This is a genomic window from Commensalibacter sp. M0268 (assembly GCF_016101925.1).
In the GTDB taxonomy this organism is placed as follows: Bacteria; Pseudomonadota; Alphaproteobacteria; order Acetobacterales; family Acetobacteraceae; genus Commensalibacter; species Commensalibacter melissae.
The window spans coordinates 121815-139952 of record NZ_JACFPQ010000002.1; the positions used below are offsets into that span (position 1 = coordinate 121815).

At 34.5% G+C, this 18138-nt stretch carries 17 protein-coding genes, 1 tRNA gene, 1 other RNA gene and 1 pseudogene; 12 read left to right on the forward strand and 8 right to left on the reverse strand.

Going from position 1 to position 18138, the window contains the following annotated elements; all coding sequences use genetic code 11:
• Nucleotides 1-46: 46 nt before the first annotated feature.
• The 3 genes from H3R28_RS03960 to ssrA all read right to left on the reverse strand — a co-directional run bounded on the left by H3R28_RS03960 (nucleotide 47) and on the right by ssrA (nucleotide 2775).
• The gene (locus tag H3R28_RS03960) at nucleotides 47-1408 is read right to left on the reverse strand and encodes a glycosyltransferase family 39 protein (RefSeq protein WP_198209678.1); all 1362 of its coding nucleotides are present in this window, start codon (nucleotides 1406-1408) and stop codon (nucleotides 47-49) included.
• 455 nt (nucleotides 1409-1863) lie between these two features.
• Complete coding sequence (locus H3R28_RS03965; RefSeq protein ID WP_198209679.1) at nucleotides 1864-2430, reverse strand: SspB family protein; 567 nt, start codon at nucleotides 2428-2430, stop codon at nucleotides 1864-1866.
• A gap of 34 nt (nucleotides 2431-2464) precedes the next feature.
• Nucleotides 2465-2775: a transfer-messenger RNA gene (gene ssrA / locus H3R28_RS03970) on the reverse strand.
• Between the two features lie 115 nt (nucleotides 2776-2890).
• Between ssrA and H3R28_RS03975 the strand changes: the two genes are divergently transcribed.
• From H3R28_RS03975 to H3R28_RS03995, 5 genes are all read left to right on the forward strand, one after another.
• Nucleotides 2891-4294 (forward strand): hypothetical protein, encoded by a 1404-nt coding sequence (locus H3R28_RS03975; protein WP_198209680.1) that lies wholly within the window; start codon nucleotides 2891-2893, stop codon nucleotides 4292-4294.
• Between the two features lie 405 nt (nucleotides 4295-4699).
• Nucleotides 4700-5008 (forward strand): hypothetical protein, encoded by a 309-nt coding sequence (locus H3R28_RS03980; RefSeq protein WP_198209681.1) that lies wholly within the window; start codon nucleotides 4700-4702, stop codon nucleotides 5006-5008.
• Between the two features lie 488 nt (nucleotides 5009-5496).
• Nucleotides 5497-6420, forward strand: a complete 924-nt coding sequence (gene thyX, locus H3R28_RS03985; protein ID WP_198184773.1) for an FAD-dependent thymidylate synthase — start codon at nucleotides 5497-5499, stop codon at nucleotides 6418-6420.
• 38 nt (nucleotides 6421-6458) lie between these two features.
• Nucleotides 6459-6599 carry a hypothetical protein gene (locus H3R28_RS03990; RefSeq protein WP_155565153.1) on the forward strand — a complete coding sequence of 47 codons (141 nt, stop codon included), beginning with the start codon at nucleotides 6459-6461 and terminating at the stop codon, nucleotides 6597-6599.
• Nucleotides 6600-6625: 26 nt separating this feature from the next.
• The gene (locus H3R28_RS03995; RefSeq protein ID WP_198210977.1) at nucleotides 6626-6988 is read left to right on the forward strand and encodes a hypothetical protein; all 363 of its coding nucleotides are present in this window, start codon (nucleotides 6626-6628) and stop codon (nucleotides 6986-6988) included.
• A 19-nt stretch (nucleotides 6989-7007) separates the two neighbouring features.
• Here the strand turns inward: H3R28_RS03995 and H3R28_RS04000 are convergent, their stop codons facing one another.
• Nucleotides 7008-8177: an Mrp/NBP35 family ATP-binding protein gene (locus tag H3R28_RS04000; RefSeq protein ID WP_198209683.1), complete on the reverse strand. Its 1170-nt coding sequence runs from the start codon at nucleotides 8175-8177 to the stop codon at nucleotides 7008-7010.
• Nucleotides 8178-8382: 205 nt separating this feature from the next.
• Here H3R28_RS04000 and H3R28_RS04005 point away from each other — a divergent pair, with 205 nt between their 5' ends.
• The 3 genes from H3R28_RS04005 to H3R28_RS04015 all read left to right on the forward strand — a co-directional run bounded on the left by H3R28_RS04005 (nucleotide 8383) and on the right by H3R28_RS04015 (nucleotide 12361).
• Nucleotides 8383-9462: an OpgC domain-containing protein gene (locus H3R28_RS04005; protein ID WP_198210039.1), complete on the forward strand. Its 1080-nt coding sequence runs from the start codon at nucleotides 8383-8385 to the stop codon at nucleotides 9460-9462.
• Between the two features lie 263 nt (nucleotides 9463-9725).
• The gene (locus H3R28_RS04010) at nucleotides 9726-11294 is read left to right on the forward strand and encodes a Do family serine endopeptidase (protein WP_230873403.1); all 1569 of its coding nucleotides are present in this window, start codon (nucleotides 9726-9728) and stop codon (nucleotides 11292-11294) included.
• A 47-nt stretch (nucleotides 11295-11341) separates the two neighbouring features.
• Nucleotides 11342-12361: an aromatic acid exporter family protein gene (locus tag H3R28_RS04015; RefSeq protein WP_155569001.1), complete on the forward strand. Its 1020-nt coding sequence runs from the start codon at nucleotides 11342-11344 to the stop codon at nucleotides 12359-12361.
• Nucleotides 12362-12377: 16 nt separating this feature from the next.
• Here the strand turns inward: H3R28_RS04015 and H3R28_RS04020 are convergent, their stop codons facing one another.
• Nucleotides 12378-12596, reverse strand: a complete 219-nt coding sequence (locus H3R28_RS04020) for a Trm112 family protein (RefSeq protein WP_155565157.1) — start codon at nucleotides 12594-12596, stop codon at nucleotides 12378-12380.
• A gap of 46 nt (nucleotides 12597-12642) precedes the next feature.
• The gene (locus H3R28_RS04025; RefSeq protein ID WP_198209684.1) at nucleotides 12643-13620 is read right to left on the reverse strand and encodes a co-chaperone YbbN; all 978 of its coding nucleotides are present in this window, start codon (nucleotides 13618-13620) and stop codon (nucleotides 12643-12645) included.
• A 189-nt stretch (nucleotides 13621-13809) separates the two neighbouring features.
• On the opposite strand from H3R28_RS04025, the gene H3R28_RS04030 reads away from it, so the two are divergent.
• The 4 genes and pseudogenes from H3R28_RS04030 to H3R28_RS04045 all read left to right on the forward strand — a co-directional run bounded on the left by H3R28_RS04030 (nucleotide 13810) and on the right by H3R28_RS04045 (nucleotide 17104).
• Nucleotides 13810-13884 (forward strand) — tRNA-Gly (locus tag H3R28_RS04030).
• Nucleotides 13885-14458: 574 nt separating this feature from the next.
• Entirely contained in the window at nucleotides 14459-15196 is a 738-nt protein-coding gene (locus H3R28_RS04035) for a DNA/RNA non-specific endonuclease (protein WP_198209685.1), read from the forward strand.
• A 293-nt stretch (nucleotides 15197-15489) separates the two neighbouring features.
• A pseudogene (locus tag H3R28_RS04040) lies at nucleotides 15490-15798 on the forward strand (LysE family transporter); the annotation flags it as partial.
• A gap of 187 nt (nucleotides 15799-15985) precedes the next feature.
• Nucleotides 15986-17104, forward strand: a complete 1119-nt coding sequence (locus tag H3R28_RS04045) for a glycerol dehydrogenase (RefSeq protein ID WP_198209686.1) — start codon at nucleotides 15986-15988, stop codon at nucleotides 17102-17104.
• A gap of 51 nt (nucleotides 17105-17155) precedes the next feature.
• Here H3R28_RS04045 and H3R28_RS04050 read toward each other — a convergent pair whose 3' ends face one another.
• A complete protein-coding gene (locus H3R28_RS04050) occupies nucleotides 17156-17617 on the reverse strand; it encodes a hypothetical protein (RefSeq protein WP_198209687.1) in 462 nt (153 codons plus the stop codon).
• The gene (locus H3R28_RS04055; protein ID WP_155565163.1) at nucleotides 17614-18132 is read right to left on the reverse strand and encodes a hypothetical protein; all 519 of its coding nucleotides are present in this window, start codon (nucleotides 18130-18132) and stop codon (nucleotides 17614-17616) included. The genes H3R28_RS04050 and H3R28_RS04055 overlap by 4 nt, the downstream gene beginning before the upstream one ends.
• Nucleotides 18133-18138: the final 6 nt, after the last annotated feature.

Below are 18138 nucleotides of genomic sequence, written 5' to 3' on the forward strand. Positions count from 1 at the left end.
ATTTCGTTAGAAAATATAGGGTTTGAATGAGCGTTAAAATGTTAATTTATAAATTTTTACAAGAAAATAAAGATATTTCGTTCTGATTATGTTTATTTTTTAATTCCGTTACTTTTTCAGTTATGGGATGACATCGATTGATATCGGAATTGTCGTTGCCTTGATCCCGATAAAAAACCAGTGCTTTTGATATGGGTTTTCCATATTTGATTTTATCATAATTGAAATTGCCAAATACCATGATGGCTAAACGTTCATTCTGTTCTATATGTTGTGGTACATATAAGGTATTATATTTTGGATAGGCATTTTTTTGTAGTTGATAATAATAGTCTGGCAAATGTATTGAAGAGATTTTATGTAGATTGGTAAATGCAAAAATAACTGCTATAAAACTTAGAATAATAATAAAATATCGGGTATATTTATTAATGTCTCGACCAATCAAAATACTTGTGACCAGACAGATTAATATAATATGCGTATAGCCATAATGGTAAAGTTTTGTTTTAGCCATACTGTAAATCAGCAGACTACTCAAAATGGCTGATAAATAAATGATGATATCATAAGTTAAAAAATGTTTTTTCCTATATTTGTAACTATAAAATATGGAAAATATAAATGTTAAAAAAATGAGGCCAAAATTATTGAATAAAATTTTTATAAAATAATTCCAGCCATGAATATGATTTTCAATCATATGGGAGGAGCGTTTTATTAAATCATAACGCACCATTTCTTTGATAAAAGCAAAACCATCATATTGATAACGTATGCCAAGCCATATTAATATGGGCAAACTAAAACAAATGACAGGATATAAAATAGCTTTTATATTGAACCGATGGCTTTTAATTAGATAACCATAGGAAATTAAAAAGGGTAAGCCCAGGAAAAGAGCATGCCAACTTTTTGCTAGAAAAGCTAACGATGAAAAAAAAGCGGCCAGAGTAATATGAAAATGATCATACTTTGTTGCTAATGATAATGTTGCGGTAATTTGACAAAGGATAAAAAATGAATCAATGTCGCCGCTTCTGAAAGCATGGTTACGAATTAAAAGTGAGGTTGTAAATAGAAGTGAAATAAAAAGAATGGCTGTGTAAATATTATATTTTTTAATTGTATAATAACAGACAAGATTACATAAAAATATTGCACATAAAAGAGAAAAAAGACGGATTGCTAGAATTGATTTGCCAAAAAGTAAAATCATTAGACAAGTTGGCAGAAAACTTAAAATAGGTTTTAAATTCCACATGTCGGGTTGGCCAGCCCAACTGTTTATAATATAATTATGATTGTAGATCATTTCCAAAGCACTGACGCCGTGTCGGCTCTCATCAGAACTGGCAAAAGGGATTTGGTTGATATGAAAGAATAGAATAAAAATAAATAAACCCATTAAGGCTATTAATAAAATATTCCAAAAATTCTTTATGATTATTAACATGTTTAAAATATTTATAAATTAAAAATAATTTTTTTATATTAAAATGATTGGGAGTCAATGAATATTATACAATAAAATTCTATATAATAATAAATTTATAATGAATATAAAGACTTGCAGTTTATTTGTTATTGTGAAGGAATATAATTTAAATATTTAAATTATATTAGAAACTACGAAGCATGATAGTAGGATTAATAGTCTAATCAACTATGATATTTTTTATAATCTGGATAATCTACTAGTTTCATAAATCGCTTTATGTTGTAATTAATCTATCTTTAACAAAAGTTATATTTTAACTGTTAAAAAAATGATTAATATTTTTTATAGTACAATACGGTTTATTACCAATTAAACTTTTGGTTTTGTTAAACTATTTATCATTTGATATTATATTATAAAATTTAATCGGTTTTTTTTCTAAAAGCATCTAAACTTATAACCTGTGATTTCTCTTTCGATGCGTTACTTTCCTTAGAAGGTTTAGCATCTTTTAATTCTTCCATATTATTTGTAACTGTACGGAGTGTTTGAACAGGTGTCTTTTCTTCAGATTGAATCACGGTTAGACTAGAGGGAATAGGCTGAAAATTAAATGCTAGATTAACAAACGGATCTGCAAACCCAATAACAGATCCGAACGGAATAACCAATATACTCCCAACTCCGCCAAATGAAAGACCAACAGACATTTGCTGTTTAATTCTGTTGATTTTCAGGTCCCAAAACTGATGTTGTAAAACAATCGTCATTTCTTCTGGATATTTTTCTTTAAGTTGGGGTGGAATAATCACATCAGGATAGTCGGTTTTAAACTGGATATAGAAATTATGACTCCCAGGCAGTCCATCTTTTGCAACTGATTCCAGAGCTTTTAACATGACCTCACGATAGGCAGCTTCAATCCATTCATTATATGGTAAAAGGGAAGGAGGGTTTTCGTTAGAACCTGAATTATCTGAATTGGTCATTGTCTAAACTTTAACTATAAAATCAATAATCTAAAGTGAAGGGTTTCTGTTGCCCGGCACCCTTCAAGCCGCGCTTGTCACATTGGCTTATTAGGCCGCGATAGCGTGTGCCTCGAAATTATCGTTGGCATTTGTAAAAAACAGTCCGATAACGGTGGTACAATACCGAGCAAAAAATATATCTTTACTACGCGTGTCGATCCTGTTTCGTCCCCATAAGCTTTATGGTGGAGACGCCGGGTACCGCCCCCGGGTCCACTACGCCTATTTCATATACCGTTTATTGCCATAGTTGGGTAAACCAACAATTTTAATATAATAATATTTCACTAATAAAAAAAGGGGAAATTAATTTTTTTTGATCCAAATTAAATTTCTGGGTAACCGTAATTAATTTCCAATTGTTTTTACTTATTATTTCTTTATAATTTTCCGTAATAATCTTAACAGGAAATAAGCAATGAAAAAATCAGTAATCTTTGGAACAACCGCAGCCATTCTTGTACTAGGTTCAAGTCTTGGAGGTGGATATATCTATCTTCAGCATCAGCTACATAATCGTCTTGATGCGGGAATTAAAATGTTGGAGCAATCCTTTCCGGGTTCTTCTATTGTTTATGATCGCAGTGTAACCAATGTATTCACACGTAGTGCCATTTTGGAAAAAGTGAAGATCAAAGGCCAGTCTGGGCAATTATATACAATGGATAAATTGAATATCAAATCTGGTTTACGTAATGGATTGATGAGCGCTACAATTGATAATTTTGAGACAAAAATTGATAGTGACTTGATGATGAATAACGGGCAGATTCACGTTGATCATATTGATTTAAACAATTTTGTTCCCAGAAAGGATTTGCTTGACATCGATGCATCTGGAAAAATCAAGAGTGTTTATTTTTCAAAGGCAAAATTTGATTTGTTAAATCTGAAGAATATTACAATGAAATTATCTTCTGGATCGGAAAAGATAGCAATAGCTCAATATCAAATCAAAAATTATGGATTAGATCGAAAATCCGACCAAACTTTGAATGATTTCCGTTATTATGATAAAGTTAACAATCGGGACAATTATTTCAATATTCAATCACTTCAGATTAAGGATTTGAGTTTCGCTAAATTTTTCCAAAATATTGAAAATGGAAAAACATTTGAATTTGCAAGTGACGAACCTAAACTTTTTCATATTAAAAATGTCGAATTAAAAATTGATGCTGCACGATACCAGCTTGGTGACATGCAAATTTCGACAGAAAAAGATGGAAAAAACCGTTTGTTTAGAGGTAACAAATTCGATAACTTACAATTACAAACCGATAGTGATCCAAGACTGTACGCTTTAAAGCAATATGGTTATGATCAACTAAATCTGTTCGGGAATTTGTCCGCGCAGTATCATTATGATCTGCAAGAATGGAATCTTGAACCGTTCAAGATTGGTGCAAAAAATATTGGGAATGTAAAAATTAATGCTCGTGTAAAAGGTCCGGAAAAACCATCAGCAAATAATGAAATGGCAATGATAAATGATTATAAGATTGTATCCTTTACAATGCATTTTCGTGATGATGGATTAATACAACATTTGGCTGATCTTAAAAGCCGTGAAAAGAATGAATCCGTTGATCAGATTAAGCAAGAATGGATTGAGGATTTACAGAAACCCGATAGAGATTTTCCGGAATTGTCTAAACAAGCTGGAAATGCTGTCATTGATGTTATTCATCATCCGGATCATGAGCTTACAATTGAGGTTAATCCGGATAAACCTTATTCATTTTTAGATCTAACTTCATATAATGCCAGTCAGATAATTGATCATTTGAATATTAAGGTTCATAGTGATTCTAAGCATTAATAATGGATTTTATAAAATAAATTCATGAATTTATTCGGCTGGATTGAATAAACTTACATAAATTACATTTTCAAGATGTGCAAAATGAATAAATTGAAAAAAGTATTTTTCTCTCTATTTGTTTTGCTTTTTATTTATTATAGGACTGAATTTATATAATATACGTTATGGGGAGGCTCCGTTCATATTAGAATACACGCATAATGCCCTGACACGGATTGCAGGAAAAAAGGGCATTATCCATATTCCAGGGCGTTTGTCCTTAAAGTTTTCCAAACGGTCATTTTCGAGAATATAAATGTGATGCTTGAAGATGGTAGTCATTTAAATGTTAAGAAAATAGGGATTTCAAATAACGGTTTCTGGGAAACTTCAATATAGAAAACCGTTTTAAACAGGGTTCATGTGAACTTTGATATTGGCAGAATAAATGCTGAAAATTGGCGGATTAAATCTTTATCCCATCAGCTAAGCGGGATAGATTATTTTTACAAGACCAGAGTATCGGAAAAGTCAGGGTATCAAATTCATATTAACTATTTGAGAACAGAGGGTATGGGAAACGGTACAAGAATTATTTTGGGAAGTATAGCCAATTTTTTATATAAAACAGGCTATCATTCAATTACGGTTGATTTTTCATATGATGATAATCAGTCATTTTTTACTAATGAAGCCCGCTATATATTTCGGAAAAAATTTTGTCCACATTGATCTGTCCTGTTTATCGGGTTTGAATTTAAAGCCGCAAAATTTTGATATGGATATTTTATATAATCGATTAATTTTAAAATCCGGAGAACTATTTATTATAGATCCCGGTTTAAAAGAGCAATTCCTAAGGGAGAGAGAGAATACAAATCTAATCTTTCCAGAACGGATATGATCGATAAAATTTATTAATCTTGAATCTTCCCAACAGGGAAAAGATTTTACTCTTGATTATCATTTTTATCAGAGTTTGCCAAAATCTTTAGGGATCCACATAATGAAATGAAAAATATCAGCTGATTTTGGACAGGGTGTGAAAGTTAATGATTTGTTTAAAAGCAGTTTTCTTGATTTTTTTTAAATAGCTAACGAGGGGAATATGCAAATCATGACTGTTAAAAACCATTAAAATCATATATTTTAGGAAAATAGTTTTATACTGGTTTATAAATAATTTCTTAGTCGTACTTAAAATGAGTAAATAGATTATTATGGCACTTACAGAAGAACAACAGGCAGATATTAAAGCGCAGTCAAGTCAGCAACTTTATACAAAACGGCCAATTTCACCAGGTTTGGAAGAAATGCTTTATCAAGCTTTTCCTGTACTGGATCATGGATTTGTCAGGGTTGTCGATTATATGGGTAATGATTCTGCAATTGTTCAGGCAGCCCGAGTTTCATATGGAACCGGTACAAAAAAAGTATCGGAAGACCGTGGTTTGATTCGATATTTAATGCGTCATTATCACACAACCCCTTTTGAAATGTGTGAAATTAAGTTTCATGTTAAATTACCAATTTTTGTAGCACGACAATGGATTCGTCATCGTACGGCCAGCGTGAATGAATATTCGGCCCGATATTCAATAATGGATAGAGAATTCTATATTCCCGAACCTCGCGTATTGGCAATGCAAAGTAAGGTTAATCATCAAGGTCGTGGAGAAGTTCTTTCTGCTGACCAATCAGAGGCAGTTCTATCGCTTTTACGTAATGATGCGCAAAAATGCTATGATGATTATGAAAAAATGCTTCGTACTCCTGAAGAAAATGGTTTTGGGCTGGCTCGTGAGCTTGCCAGAATGAACTTGACCTTGAACAGTTATAGTCAATGGTACTGGAAGGTTAACTTACATAATTTATTTCATTTCTTGCAGCTAAGAATTGACTCGCATGCACAATATGAAATCCGTGTTTATGCCGAAGTAATGCTGAAAACGGTTCGGGCATGGGTTCCTCTGGCTTGTGAGGCATTTGAAGATTATCGCAAAGGGGCTGTAACATTTTCCTCGACCATGATGAGTGTTATTGGCAAGTTGTTAAATGGACAATCTGTTGATCAAGCTGACAGTGGATTAAGCAAACGTGAATGGACAGAAATGATGCAGATTCTGGATCATTACAAATCCTAGAGTTAATGTGTATATAAAATCTCTTGGAAAGATTGAAAATGGAAAAACTTTTATATGTTGCTGGTATTATCATTTTATTTATCGGCATTGTTGCAGCGATGTGGTTTCTTCCTTTTGGACGTAATCTGGATGCGGATAATCAGTATCTACATGAGACTTTTTATACAAAGAAAAAATGAACTATGCTAAATATTTGATTATAAATATGAAAGTAGTTGAAAATTTCATTATGGATTATAAAGATAAAAAGAATCTTCCTGTCGATAAATATGAGTATGAATTACCTGGTAAATCCGTCCATTCATCATCTGAATCAATGGGAGAAAGTTTTTTTACCCAACCTTCAAGTCTTGATTCTGACATTAAACCTCTAGATCCAAATCAAAAAATCGAATTTGCCACTTTACGCCCTTGGTATATTGCCTGTACTTTCGTTTTGGTTTTGGGGTTGATTTTTGAATTTGGAATTTTAGGAAAAAACGGAAAGCAGGGACCTTTATGTCGGTATATGCCAAAAAATAAGGTTTGTTATGTTTTGGCAGGTCCTGGATCTTCTTTAGAGAAATAGATTCGGGGTGACAGGGTTTTTAGGAATTTTTGCTATTTGCAAGTCCTGTTTTACAAATGGCGGGATAAATTAAATCTGCAATAGCATGGTAGGCTTGACTTTCTGGGCCATCAGGTTGTTGAACGGTTATGGGAATTCCCTCATCTGATGCCGTACGGATCGCAGGTAAAATAGGTATTTCCCCCAAAAAAGGGATATTCAAAGCTTTGGCTTCTTTTTTAACACCATCCTGTCCAAATATATAGGTTTTTTCCTGACAATGAGGACAAAGAAAATAAGACATATTTTCAATGATACCCAATATGGGGGTTCGCGTTTTCTGAAAAAGAGAAATACCTCTTTTGGCATCCAATAAAGCAATATCCTGAGGTGTGGAAACCATTATCGCACCATCTAATTTAATGGATTGGCCAAGGGTAATTTGAACATCACCCGTCCCAGGAGGCATATCAATCAACATGATATCCAACTCTCCCCATTTTACGTCTGACAACAGTTGTTTGACCGCCCCCATTACCATGGGTCCCCGCCATATAACCGCCTGATTCGTGGGAACCAGCATGCCAATGGAAATTGCTGAAATACCCCATGCCGTCATTGGGATCAGTTTGTGGTCTCTTACTTCTATCTTGCCTTTTAGATCAAGCATATGTGGAATGGAAGGGCCATAGATATCAGCGTCCATGATGCCAACCTTTAATCCTTTTTGGGACAAGGCAATCGCAAGATTGACAGTTGTTGAGGATTTTCCAACACCTCCTTTTCCCGAAGCGATTGCAATGACACATTTAACCGAATTGAGAGCTTCAATGGGTTTGGCATTTTTTATATTATTTGCTTTTATTGAAGTTGTATCTGATTTGGTATGACCGGTTTGTTTGGGTGGGAATACCAAGCGTTTTGATATGGTTGGATCATGTAAGCCGGAAGAAATGGCATTCATAAAAACACGGGCTTGTTCCACATCTTTAAGCTGACTTAAATGGTGTTCGATTTTTGCCCGTAATGGTTCCACTTGAGCGGGATCGACATTGGGGACTTTTAACATTATATGTATTTTTTGGTTTTCAATATGAAGCGTTTCAATCAAATCAGTGTCTAGCAGCCGAATATGGGGAGACCATGGAAGCGTAAAATCTTTCAAAGCCTCTTTGACTTTTTGCCGGTTAATTGAAATAGGGTTATTCATGTAAAACCTTGAAGAAACAATCATTAAAAAATGTAATTATCAAGTTTATTTTAAAAAGTATATAACAGATTTGTAAAGTTGTAATGAAGCTCTGAACCAATTTTCTTCATTTTATTTAGAAAGAAAATGTAGAATAAATTGGAAAGAATCGTTAAGGAATAAAGTTCTGATCAAACAGCAAAAAAAATCAAAAAGGGATCATCGTATCGATGCTTTGCGTGGATTGGCGCTGATCATGATGTATATTGACCATATTCCTGAAAATCTTCTAAATCGTTTTACCATGCGGAATGTAGGGTTTGCCGATGCAGCAGAAATTTTCGTATTATTAGCTGGATATGCTTCCTGGCTTGCATATGGAAGAAGGATTCCGCTTGACGGGTTTTGGAAAATTTGCAAAAGGATTTTTGCACGTTGCTGGAAAATTTATCTTTTTCAGATAGGCTTGGTATTAATTACATTATTCAGCATCTATCAGTGGCGTCGGATATGGATACTGCCAGTTGATTTTTTAGAGCCTGAATTGGCGCATGGTCACAGTATCTTAAGAGTATTCTGGCGGTTGTTACTTCTGGATGCATTGCCAAGTAATCTGAATATTTTGCCACTCTATATCATTTTACTCGCCTTTTTTCCCATACTTTATTTAATCATGAAATATCGTTGGTGGTTGGCGTTGGGAATAAGTTTTTTGCTATGGGGTTGGGTTAATCTTGATCCATGGTTCAATTTTCCTAACTGGCTCGATCCTGATGGTTGGTTTTTTAATCCTTTAGCATGGCAGTTTTTATTCACGCTTGGGATTTATGGTTCTATTCTTGCAGGTAAGCATGAAGGTAATTTTCCATATTTTGTATGGTTACAGGGACTTGCTATCGCTTATTTAATCTTTTCTTTCCTAGAAGCGTTTCCATGGGGATATTGGGGATTACCCGATTTGAGATTGATAGAACTGCATACTCCTGCAAAGGCTTATCTTTCACCATTGCGATTGATGGACGTTATCGCAATATTTTACCTTGTTCAATCTTCAAAATGGACCAAACAATTTTCCGAAAATAAAATTGGGCAGCTTTTGGCCTTATATGGTCGACACTCGCTGGAGGTTTTTTCCTTGAGTACGGTTTTTGATCTATGGGGGCGTTTGATGTTCGCTAGCTGGGGACAATCAGTATTTTTGCAGTTAGGTATAAATTGTATCGCAATATATATTCTTTATCTCCTGTCTTTATATCTTGATAAAAAAAGACAACGATTAAGAAATATCAATCTAAGATCCCAATAATATTATTAAAGTTCAATAATTTCAAAAATCAGGATTTATTCAGAAATAAGCTTATCATGAATTCATGTCTAAGATGTTAGAATTTTAAAACAGTGTAACCATAAAATCATGATTTTAGATAGATTTATATTTATTTTAATGAATTTTATGGTTAAATTAATTCAGTTATTTGATCTCTACATGATTTTTAGAAAAGAAATAAGTTTGCGCATGAAGTAACCTGTAATAATGCTGTTATTATTTTTAATGAATAAAGAATAAGTATGTCAAAAAATCTTTTTCAAGGGGATTTGACACGTTGTTTGATCCTTACCATGGGGATATTCGGTTTGGTTTCAACTCATCGGTTGCAAGCTCAACCTGCTGTTAATTTACCTTTTATAGGTCGTTTAACTTGGCCAGATAAATTTAGTTCTCGATGTTCTTCTGGTAGTTTTGCAAATGTTGCCGAAAAATTATTGCCGACGGTGGTTAATATCTCAACCAGTCGAGTTCTTAAACCGGGGCAGCATGATGATGAAGATGATGACAATACGGAGGATACCGCTTCTGATCCAGATTCCCCTTTCGAAAAATTCTTTCAAAACTATATGAATGGCAAGAGTGGTCCTGATGACGGTATGGATCATCTTCAGGCTTTGGGTTCTGGTTTCATTATTGATTCATCAGGCCTTATCGTTACAAATTATCATGTTATTAAAGATGCCGACCAGATTTTGATAACTTTACAGGATAATCGGACGGTTAAAGCGGTATTGAAGGGATATGACGAAAGAACAGATATTGCCTTACTTAAGATTAATGTCAAAGAACCATTAACCATTGCGCATTTTGGCAATAGTGATTATTCAAGGATAGGTGACTGGGTTTTGGCAATTGGTAACCCATATGGTTTATCTGGAACCGTAACATTCGGTATTATTTCGTCAAGGGGAAGGGATATAGAGCAGGGGCCATATGACGATTTTATTCAGACAGATGCCCCAATCAACAAGGGAAATTCCGGAGGTCCCTTATTTAACATCAAAGGAGAGGTCATAGGCATTAATACAGCTATTTTTTCACCTTCTGGAGGGTCAATAGGCATTGCTTTCGCCATACCTGCCAATGAGGCAAGGGATATTATCAATCAGCTTCGTGTAAACGGCAAGGTGACTCGTGGATGGATTGGTGTTCGTATTCAGGAAATTAATGAAAGTATAGCGAGTAGCCTGAATGTAAAACCGTTTCAGGGAGCCTTGGTTGTAAAAATTGAGAAGGGTAGCCCTGCTGATAAAGCTGGATTAAAATCTGGCGATATCATAGAAAAAATAAATAGCCAGGTTGTTACAGCCCACACAATGCCAAGGATGGTTGCTGCCGCTCCCATTCATTCACAAATTAATTTAACAGTTATAAGACGGGGAAAAGTTGTTGATTTACCCATAGAGATACAAAATCTTGAAGAAAATGAGGAAAGTAAGGAGAGTGATATTCAGGATGAAAAGGCAAGGGTATTAGTAATTAAAGATCTGAATATTACGGTCAGTACGATAACGAATTTACTAAGACAGAAATATAATCTGGCAGAAAAACAGCAGGGCGTTGTAGTGACCACCGTACATCATAAAGAGAAAAATTTGATGCAGCGTTTAAAGCCTGGAGATGTAATTGTGGGAACAAATACTAAAACTGTAAATGATGTTGATATGCTTCAACAGGCAATCACAAGTGTAAAAAAAGAAAACAGAAATCCCACTTCAATGCTTTTACTGGTTCAAAGCGGTTCCGTTATGCATTGGGTTGCAGTCCCGTTCGTTTCCGAAAGAAACAAAAGCGATCATAAACGATAATTCTGATCATGAATTCCAAGATTTACGGTTAATCGAGCAAGGTATAAATGAGGTTTGGAATTAAAAGGCTGAATTTATATCCCGCTGTTATTCAAAGTGTTCGGTTATTATTATCTGTAGCAACAGCAAGTCTACTTGCACATCTATGTAAATTGAACGAACCTTATTGGGCTTTAATTACAGCTGTTATCGTGACGCAAAGTCGTATCGCTCAAACTCTTCAGACCAGTCGTGATCAAATTATTGGTTCTCTGATTGGTGGAATTGCAGGGATCATAGCCATTGCCTTGCAGATTTATTGTGGCTGGTCACCGATTATAGTATTTACAATCGTAATGATTCCGATGGTTATGTTCGTTTCATGGCGTCCCACCATGAGGCTTGGAGTTGTGACACTTGCAGTCGTTTTTCTATTCCCTTCACCCGGAGGGATTTTTGAAAGACCTTTTGATCGTATCTTTTCTATTGTTGTAGGTGTATTGGCCTCTTTATTGGTTAGTTATTGTATATTGAGACCTCAGGCTAGATATCATGCCTTTTTACATGCCAAGGAAGCTTTTAGTAAATTATATAAATTATTACACGCTGTATTGATTGAAGGAATTTCATGGGATGCTGTTGAAGCCAAAAATGATGAAATCATTACAGAACTTCGCGAATTGGCCAGTGATATAGATGAAGCACGTAAAGAACGGCCTACCTGTGTTTTGGAAGAAACGGATCCTGTGCTTGTGCAGTTATTCCCAATTTTGCGACGTTTGCAAAGTGATAGTATTTTCGTGGCAAGAGCAATGGAGGCTTATGGTCAAAAATTACATCCCAATACCGAAAAAGCCTTGGAACATGCCTTAAAAGAAATATTTTATTTTTTTAAGATTCAGTCTGTAAGACAGGCCAACGGCAAACATAAAAAATTGCCGAATGCCTGTGATATTCATGTTGATTTTGATTCCTTGTTAAATCCACTGCTGGAAGAGGCTAAAAAATCTTGCCCTTCCATCATTCAATTTACATTAAAGGCGCTTTGTAATGATTTTTGCAGAGGTCATGATATCTTTTCCTCATGAAATGCTTTTAACGATATTATTTTGGTTTCTTATAATTTGAGATTTCATCATCGCTTAATGTTCTTGCTTCATTGGCAAGCATTATTGGTATGCCATCCCTAATTGGATAAGCCAGACCTGCATTGCAACTGATCAGTTCATCAGCATCACGATCATAAATAAGAGGGCCTTTTGTCACAGGACAGACAAGGATTGAAAGCAGTTTTGGATCAATGGGAGGGGTATTTTGAGACATTTGTTTATCCTTTAATGAATCAGATAAATTCTATTGGCAATCGGGCTTAAGAAAATAATAAGGTTGATAATTGACGACGGCCCTGTAACGTGGCTGGATCGTCAAATCCCCAAGATTCAAAAAAACGTAACAATTGTTTTTTTGCCGCTTCATCATTCCAGCTTTTGTCTCTTTTCATAATTTCAAGCAATTCATGTGCGGCTTCATTTCTTTTTCCGGCTCCATTTAAAGCGGTAGCCAGTTCATAGCGAGCCTGATAATTATCTGGATCCGATTTGATTTTATCCATTAATGCCTGTGTATCCCCAGTGTTTTTTTTACCTTCCAAAGCAAGGTCAATGGCAGATTTTGCACCTATAATTTCGGCATGATCCTGTATGGATTCCGGAATTTGATCAAGACTTTCCTGTGCCGCTTCTGGTCCTGCACTGGCAAGAATTGATCGTATCAACCCGCCCCATGCTTCCGGTTTTTCAGGTTCCAGTTCAAGGGCTTGGGAAAAAACACCCATTGCCTCATCGAATTTTTTGTCATGCAACAATGTTTGTCCCTGTTCAATTAAATCCGTGCTGGGCATTGCACTGCCAGCGGTTTTTAATAATTGACTGACAAATTGTTGAATTGCACTTTCAGCTTGCACCCCTTGAAATAAATCGACTATTTGCCCCTTCCAAAAAGCAGCAACCAGAGGGATAGACTGAATGGGAAGGCCGATCTGCATCAATTGTTGGACAAGGGCTTGATTTGCGTCTATATCGATTTTTACAAGTTTCACGCGTCCTTGAGTGGCATTTGCAATTTTTTCCAATAATGGTGTAAGTTGTTTGCAAGGGTTGCACCAATTCGCCCAAAAATCAACTAAAACAGGAATTTTTTGGCTGGCTTCAACGACTTCCTGAACAAAGCTATTTTGATTACCTTCAATAATACTCGTTTTGGAAGAAGAAGCCGATGAAATGGCTGTTCCATGTTCAGTCAAAAGTTGACCTTTTGCAGGTTGGGACGGGGATTTAAAAAGCGCCATAAATCATATCCTGTTTCATTTAAATGAAAAATTTGATTCTCATATGTTTAACAATTTCTAGATATTAGAATTGATTTTTGTATATATTATAGTGGATGAGAGACAGGAAATAAAAATAATTTTTAATTTTTGTTTTTTCCGCTTGCATCTTTAATAGAAATATCATAAAAGGCTTTTACGTTCTTCAGAGCGGGCGTAGCTCAGGGGTAGAGCACAACCTTGCCAAGGTTGGGGTCGTGGGTTCGAATCCCATCGCCCGCTCCAATTAATAATTTATTAAGTTAAATCTTACTTAATATAGATTAATTTTTTAATCAAATAATCATTATATTTTCTGTAGCGTACAAAAGAAATTATATGAAATTAATTCATATATTGTTATTAAATGTATAAATGCTTGAGAATAAGATATTATCGTCATAACTTGGTTTTTATTTTAAATATTCCAACTAAATATAGTTCGTAATAAATTCAAAAGATTATATGATTTTTTATTTCAAAAATAATTTATAGAAACTGAAAATTTCCATTATTGATTTTTCTCGGAATTTATTATTTGAATTTCTATCAGAAAAATTTGTTATTCCAAACAAGTGTATATCGTTATTTTTAAGTTAATATAATAAAGTTATCGTAATTAGTGTTTTAAAGCTGTTATGGTCTTTACATGACAAAAAATTGATAATTTTAAAAAAACCAAATTTTATAATTTTTAAATATGGTTCAAGAGATTAAATTTAATCAGAAAAAATTGCCTTTATATTGTGCAATAGGTTCGCAGTAATTATGTATCAATCATTATTTTTTTAATGGACTAGATAAAGATTGAAGAGTAATTGTGAAAAAAAAGTTATTGGTTTTACTTTTTATTTTATTGGGATTTGGAATTTGTGTTCAAGCGCAAAATCCATGTCAAAATAAGTTTTTATATGGAAAACCGCCAGTTATTGAATGGCCGATAAAAACAGTCTGCTTCAAAGATTATGCCGCTTCTTTTTCAGATATAACTTTGGGGAATATTTATTCAGCTGAATTTTTAACAAAAAATCAGGTAATGGCCAGTAAGAATATGAAAAGATATGGTAAATTTGATAATCGTGATCCTGTTATCAGGGATTACAGAGGATCAGGTTTTGATCGTGGTCATATGACGCCTAGTGGGGATATGCCTGATTATCAATCTCAGGTACAGACTTTTATCTCCAGTAATATTGTACCTCAGACAAAGCAGCTGAATAGTGGAAAATGGAACTGGATTGAACATAATGTAAGGAAAATGGCAATATCCTACGATCAGTTATATGTTATAACAGGTTCTTATTTTCAGGAACCGGTCAAAAGAATCGGTTATGACGGAGTATGGGTTCCGTATGCGGTCTGGAAAGCGGTTTATATTCCTTCCTTAAAAAAGGGTGGGGTTTATTTTTGTAAAAATTCACATAGGCCTGTATGTTATCGCATGAGTATAGCTTTTTTCATTAACAAAACCGGGATTGATCCTTTTCCAGCGTTATCCAATGATATCAAGGAAAATAAATTTCCCTTGCCTAAACCTGTTCGTCCAAGGGTTAAGTAATATTTTTTATATTTTGAAGACAAGAATTGAATTTAATATGGAATACTGTTTCTGACCTTTTTGAATAGTTAATGAGAATTTTATTGTATTATGCTTTTTATCAGCATATTTTTCATACACTTATGTGTATTGGTAGTACCGGGCTCTGATTTTCTATTAAATTCAAGAACAAGGTTATAGGCAATAAAAAAACTGTCATTCAAGTTGTAACGGGTACAACATTGGGGACAATTATCTGGGCTTTGTTCTCGTTGTTGGGATTACACCTTATTTTTTAATATTATCCTTTTTTACGTGAATTAGTTTTATTTGGCGGGTCAGTTTATTTATTTTATATGGCATGTCAGATTTACAGATCGGCTGATTTACCATTGCCGGCAGAGCACGGCATTGGTCATTCATATTTTTTTACCGGATTGTTTACCAATTTAATCAACCCGAAAGCTTTACTTTATTTTTCAAGTATTTTTTCAATTATTCATTTTGGGTCAAATCCTTCCAATGTTTTTTTTATTTTTATTATGATAACGCTTGAAACCCTGATCCGGTTTCTTTTTGTAGGATTGGCTTTTTCACATTCCGGGATACAGGCCTTTTATTAAATCTATAAGTCTAGGATAGATAGATTATCAGCATGTGTTTTTATAATGTTTGCATGCTCAATTATATTTAAATTATTTGTAAAATAAATTATCCTTATTATGTATAATTAAGTTGGTATTAAACTATTTAGTATATTCCATGGTTGTGAATATTTGAAAATAGGAACACATAATCAGAGGATTTGTGATGTTAACGATTATTCAATCTCCGTCAAAATATATCCAAGGTGCTGGTGCACTTGAAAAAGTTGGTAAATATGCCTTGATGCTGGCCAATAATTATTTGGTTGTCGCTGATAGTTTTGTAATGAATTTGACACAAGCCACATTGGAAAAAAGTTTCCAGATTTCCTCGGTGCAGGCATATTTTGAAATTTTTAGGGGAGAGTGTTGTAAAAAAGAGATTAATCGTTTAGGGCAAATTCTAAAGAGACACGGTTGCAAAGGGGTTGTTGGTGTTGGTGGCGGGAAAGCCCTTGATACAGCGAAAGCCATTGCGTTTTATAATAAGGTTCCGGTTATAATTGTGCCGACAGCTGCATCGAATGATGCGCCAACCAGCGCTTTATCTGTAATTTATACCGAAGATGGCGCTTTTGAGGAATATTTGATGTATCCTTCCAATCCTGATATGGTAATTATGGATAGCACAATTGTTGCCAATGCACCTCTTCGTTTATTGATTTCAGGAATGGGAGATGCATTATCTACCTATTTTGAAGCCAGAGCCTGTTATGAGGCAAGAGCTGTCTCCATGGCAGGGGGGCAATCAACATTGGCAGCCTTGAATTTGGCCAGGTTGTGTTATGAAACCTTGTTGGAGGAAGGGTTGAAGGCGAAAGCGGCTGTCGAGGCTGGAGTTGCTATAAAAGCTGTCGACAACATTATCGAGGCGAATACGTATTTAAGTGGTATCGGATTTGAAAGTTCTGGCCTGGCAGGTGCACATGCAATCCATAATGGATTAACCGTTCTTGAAGAATGTCACACCATGTTACACGGTGAAAAAGTTGCATTCGGCACTTTAGCTCAGCTTGTACTTGAAAATGCGAAACAGGAAGAATTGGAAACCGTTCTTGATTTTTGTGTACAAATAGGTTTACCGGTTACGCTTGACCAAATTGGTATACAGGATAATGATGATCTTAAGGGAAAAATAATGAAAGTGGCAAAGGCAAGTTGTGCAAAAGATGACACTATACACAATATGCCTTTCGAAGTTACTGAAGATCAGGTTTATGCCGCTATTATGGCTGCTGATAGAATTGGTCATAAATGGTTAAAAAACTATAATATTGTTTTGTAGCTGCATACAATCATACGCAATTTCGTGAGATTGTGTATGATATTTTGTTAATTATTCTGTATTAGATTGAAAATCAATTTTTCTTAAATTAGAAAGCGCCCTAAAATTACATTCCTTGACATGATAAATCATACATTCTTCAGTTTCATGTGGATTTTTTAGGGATTGTCCATTCTGATCAAAGGATATCCTGCATTTCTTATAGCTGATAATTAATTTATTTTTCTTGAGTGCAAAAGGATCAACAAAACCCGTAATCTCAATTTTGCAGCTTGGAGTGTTATAATGAATCATGCCATAAGCCGGATAGTATGGCATATAACCTACAGCCGCATAATTACCCTGAGTTCTGTTTTCATAGAGGATCAGATTAACGGGATCCTTTTCGACAGTTTGTTCTGTAATGGATTGTGAGAAATGAGATGGATTCATTGCCATTGTGGGTAAAGATAAAATAATGCAGATAAATGTATATGCATATTTTATTTTTGATATCAAGGATAAGGATTTCATTTGGGTTGACCCTTTTCTTCGGATTTGCTTGAAGAAATATTCTCTTTAATCGTTATCGGATAAATACGGTTTACTATTGGCAATGTTTCAAAAGAGCAAAAATCCCCATGCCATGTACTACAAGGAATTGTCTCACTAAGTATTTTCAATTGATGGTTTTTTGTAATTTGCATAGATATTTTGCAATAGGGATCTTCTTTGGCAGTGAATTCTAGTTTTGATGGATCATGATGGTTGAGTACCGTATTTCCATGGGTATTGGCCTGACAGGTAGGAGAATTGTAGGCTATTAAAGTTGCTCCAGGATGGATGGGATCTAAGGCTATAACATAATTTTTGCTTATGCCGACATGGCTTTCGAAAATTTCTATTTGTGGTAAGATTCTAGACGATTTATTTAATGGACCGATTTTAACACTGGATTTTGTATTTACAGATCTTGCATATGTCAAATTCGATAGAACAGTCAAAGAGATTATTAGAGACAGGATTGTATACGATAAAAATTTTATCAATCTAAA